The 4,103-nt window shown below is 39.9% G+C and carries 4 protein-coding genes and 4 tRNA genes; 1 reads left to right on the top strand and 7 read right to left on the bottom strand.

All coding sequences use genetic code 11. The annotated features are described in order from the left end of the window. The 5 genes from AAEZ02_RS21535 to AAEZ02_RS21555 form a co-directional block, all read right to left on the bottom strand. Nucleotides 1-131, bottom strand: a 131-nt coding sequence (locus tag AAEZ02_RS21535) for a GTP-binding protein (protein ID WP_351079386.1), incomplete at its 3' end; no start/stop codon positions are given. Nucleotides 132-244: 113 nt separating this feature from the next. Next, a tRNA-Asn gene (locus AAEZ02_RS21540) sits at nt 245-320 on the bottom strand. A gap of 9 nt (nt 321-329) precedes the next feature. Beyond that, a tRNA-Gly gene (locus AAEZ02_RS21545) sits at nt 330-403 on the bottom strand. 34 nt (nt 404-437) lie between these two features. Continuing rightward, a tRNA-Tyr gene (locus tag AAEZ02_RS21550) sits at nt 438-522 on the bottom strand. A 7-nt stretch (nt 523-529) separates the two neighbouring features. Further along, a tRNA-Thr gene (locus AAEZ02_RS21555) sits at nt 530-605 on the bottom strand. 223 nt (nt 606-828) lie between these two features. Here AAEZ02_RS21555 and coaA point away from each other — a divergent pair. Beyond that, the gene (gene coaA / locus AAEZ02_RS21560) at nt 829-1,779 is read left to right on the top strand and encodes a type I pantothenate kinase (protein ID WP_124013988.1); all 951 of its coding nucleotides are present in this window, start codon (nt 829-831) and stop codon (nt 1,777-1,779) included. Between the two features lie 37 nt (nt 1,780-1,816). On the opposite strand, the gene birA is transcribed toward coaA, so the two are convergent. Next, nucleotides 1,817-2,779, bottom strand: coding sequence for a bifunctional biotin--[acetyl-CoA-carboxylase] ligase/biotin operon repressor BirA (birA, locus tag AAEZ02_RS21565; RefSeq protein ID WP_124013987.1), 963 nt, complete (start codon nt 2,777-2,779; stop codon nt 1,817-1,819). Then, nucleotides 2,776-3,792: a UDP-N-acetylmuramate dehydrogenase gene (gene murB / locus AAEZ02_RS21570; protein WP_124013986.1), complete on the bottom strand. Its 1,017-nt coding sequence runs from the start codon at nt 3,790-3,792 to the stop codon at nt 2,776-2,778. The genes birA and murB overlap by 4 nt, the downstream gene beginning before the upstream one ends. Nucleotides 3,793-4,103 lie beyond the last annotated feature (311 nt).

The following is a 4,103-nucleotide window of genomic DNA, read 5'->3' on the forward strand; positions in this document are numbered from 1 at the left end:
GCTTCACCACCATATGTCTTAGACAAAACGGCAGAAATTGCTGCTGTTAAGGTTGTTTTACCATGGTCAACGTGACCGATGGTGCCCACGTTTACATGGGGCTTGTTACGTTCAAATTTAGCTTTTGCCATGGTATTGCCTCAGTCCAACTATCTTGGTGATGAAAACACATATAGTAAAAATCCGATGCATAAAATGACATCGAATCGATTATTTAGGGTTAGGAAGCTTATTCATAACAGGCTGGTGTTGGTAGGCATATTCGTACTACCGACCTCACCCTTAACAAGGGTGCGCTCTACCAACCGAGCCATATCAGCGAACAAATTTGGAGCGGATGGCGGGAATCGAACCCGCGTTATCAGCTTGGAAGGCTGGAGTAATACCATTATACGACATCCGCGCAACCTATTTAGGCTACCTAACTACCTAGAAAATGGTGGAGGGAGAAGGATTCGAACCTTCGAAGGCTGAGCCGTCAGATTTACAGTCTGATCCCTTTGGCCACTCGGGAACCCCTCCAGAAAAATGGTGCCGGCACCAAGAGTCGAACTCGGGACCTACTGATTACAAGTCAGTTGCTCTACCAACTGAGCTATGCCGGCGCATCATTTCGGGTTCGGATATTAGGTAAATGTGCCTCGGAGTGCAATAGCTAAATGGTAAAAAACCTAAAAAAAGTTTCAAATGACGCTTTTTTGCACTCATTTTGTATAGAAAGTGTGATTTGCAGACAAATGTAATTAGTGATTAATACAAATGAAGACCAAACTATTGTCGCCATTTATTCGATAGTGTAATGTGCCTGACCAAACTAGAGGAATGGTAATGAACCCAATTAACTCAATACAAGATGCACTCTACTTTGCTTTTCAGCGCAAGCATTGGGCTGAATTACGCAAATCGGTGCCGCTCACATTGAGTCAGGCTGAATTAGAAAACCTGCGTGGTATGAATGAAAAGCTGTCTTTAGACGAAGTCACTGACATTTACCTTCCCCTCAGTCGTTTACTGAATTTATTTGTCGGCTCTAAGCAACAGCGTGGACTGGTTCTTGATAATTTTCTCGAGCAGAGAGCATCTCCAGGTCCGTATATTATTAGTATCGCAGGAAGCGTTGCGGTTGGTAAGAGTACCACAGCGCGAATATTACAAGCGTTATTGCAACGTTGGCCTGAGCATCCTAAAGTTGATTTAGTCACCACTGATGGTTTTTTATATCCATTAGCAGACCTTAAACGCAAAGGATTATTACAGCGTAAAGGCTTTCCTGAAAGCTATGACATGAAAATGTTAGTGGAATTTATTTCTGCGGTAAAAGCAGGTAATGAAGAAGTTATTGCCCCACTTTACTCGCATGTGACATACGATAGACGCTACGATGAACATCAATCCATATGTCAGCCTGACATTTTAATCTTAGAAGGCTTAAATGTACTGCAAACAGGCTTAGACAGCCCGGTTGATACAAGGAGGCCGTTTGTTTCAGATTTTGTAGATTTTTCTATTTATGTCGATGCTGAAGAATCATTACTGAAAGACTGGTACAAACAACGATTTTTACAATTCAGGCAAGGTGCATTTAGTGATCCAAACTCATTTTTTCATCACTATTCATCTCTATCCGATGATGAAGCTAATGATATTGCGGCGAACATTTGGGATACTATTAATGGGCCGAATTTATCATTAAATATTCGGCCAACGCGAGAGCGGGCCCACCTCATTTTACAAAAGGGACCAAATCACTTAATGGACCGCGTTTTATTGAGAAAATAATAACATATGAGCCTATAACTAGGCTCATGTTTACCCTCTACAGTGCTGACCTAAGACTAATTTCACCACCTAGATAGCGCTTAACACCTTGTTCGGTTTCAAGTATTAACGCCCCTTGTTCATCAATACCTCGGTAAATACCACTAACTGAATTAGGGGCCATTAACAGGGTAACATCACGATTAACAAATAAATCAAATTCATTCCAGCGGTCTAAAAAAACCTCTAACCCTTTCTGCTCGAATAACTGCAGATCAGCCTTAAGGGTTTTATGCAGTTTAATCAATAGCTCGGTTTTATCAGGCATACTCATCAAACTGGATAGGTCACTCCATGGCTGGTCAATAAGCTCACCTTGCTCAGCAGACATACTCATATTAATACCAAAACCAAGCACTAGTTCGGTTTGTTGGTCTGTGCAATGAGAGATTTCCACTAAAATTCCTGCCAATTTCTTATGATCAAGGTAAATATCATTTGGCCACTTTAATCCCAATCCTTGGACACCAAAATTTGATAATGTTTTAGCAATAGAACAGCCAATAACGAGGCTTAAACCACTTGCTTGGCTAATATCGCCATTTAAGCGCCAAAACATAGAGGCATAAATATGGTGACCATAAGGGGATAACCACTGTCTTCCTCTTCTTCCTCGGCCGGCAGATTGATATTCAGCAATACAAATATCACCGGATTTTAGTTCAGCAGCATGTCCAAGCATAAAAGCATTAGTGCTTGTTGTTTCATCAAAATAAAAACAGCGCCCATCAACACCATTAACAAGATGTGACTCATTTACCAACGACAGTGGCTTTGCTAATTTATAGCCTCGGCCCTTTACACTATATATTTCAATACCATAGTCTTTCAATGCATCAATATGCTGATTAATTGCCGCACGAGAAAGCGATAAAGACTGCGCAATGACCTCACCCGAAACAAAACGATCATGGTGTAAACACGCTAATATTTGGCGCTTGCGTGACCAATGTTCATTCATTTTATTTCTATCTCCCCAACTGAACCCATAATCCTAGGCTCGGGTTGTAATGTGACCGCAAACTTGTCAAAAACCATCTGGATGACGTATTTCGCTAATTGACAGACTTGTTTGCCAGTAGCGTGACCGAGGTTAACCAACACCAAAGCTTGATCTTGATGAACGGCAGCATCACCGATATTAACCCCTTTTAAACCGACGTAATCGATTAACCAACCTGCAGCAAGTTTATATTGACCATCAACTTGTTGATAAGCGACCAGGTCAGTAAAACGAAGTTTAAGTTGATTATAAGCCTTAGTTGAAACTAGCGGGTTTTTGAAAAAACTACCGACATTGCCTAATACCTTAGGATCTGGCAATTTTGATTGGCGAATGTGGCAGACGCAATCAAATATCTGCTTGGCTGTGACTGTCGATGGCTCAAAGTGTTGCAAAGGCCCATAATCTATTACAGGCACCCAATGCTTAGCCAATTTCAGTGTGACCTCGGTAATTACGGCTACATTATTGAGTTGTTTTTTAAAAATAGACTCACGATATCCAAAATCACATTGTTGGTTGTTAAAACGAACCAAGTGTCCTGTATCGAGTTGTAAAAACTCTATCTCGTAACAGAACCGATTAAATTCAACACCATAGGCACCAATGTTTTGTATTGGTGCCGCACCTACAGTCCCAGGGATCAGAGCCATATTTTCTAAACCATCAATCTGTTTTTGCAAACAGGACTCAACTAGGTTATGCCAATTTTCGCCGGCTTGAATGGTGATATATTGATAATCATCATCTGCAGTAAACTGTATCCCTTTTGTAGAGACTTTTACCACAGTGCCATCATAATCTTCAGTAAAAACCAAATTACTGCCGCCGCCAAGCACCAACATAGGCAACTGTTGTTTATACAATTTATTACAAATATCAATGAGTTCAGCTTTGCTCGTCACTTCAACAAGTGAAGTGCAATTCTGCTGAAGAGCAAAGGTATTAAACGCTGCCAAAGATATAGACATAGAAAATCAACTTTATAAAGAATGCGGTTATTGTAACAGGGAAGATAACTTTAAATTAGTTTGTTTCTGTTTAAAAAAGCAGGTTATTTAAGGTAAATTTGATTTAATAGAGCAAATAAAAGTATTCTCACAAGTTGCAAAACAAATCAGTTCTGGTCGATCTATTGAGATATGAGTTGGTTAAATCTACGAAAATAGCGACTAAAAACACATATTTCAAACACATATTTCGAGTTATACCAATCCGCATTAAATTATGATCTAATATGCTCACCACTTTCAAATTATTTTATACTGTGAAAAACTACACA

This window comes from Shewanella sp. T24-MNA-CIBAN-0130 (assembly GCF_040310185.1).
Lineage (GTDB): Bacteria > Pseudomonadota > Gammaproteobacteria > Enterobacterales > Shewanellaceae > Shewanella > Shewanella psychromarinicola.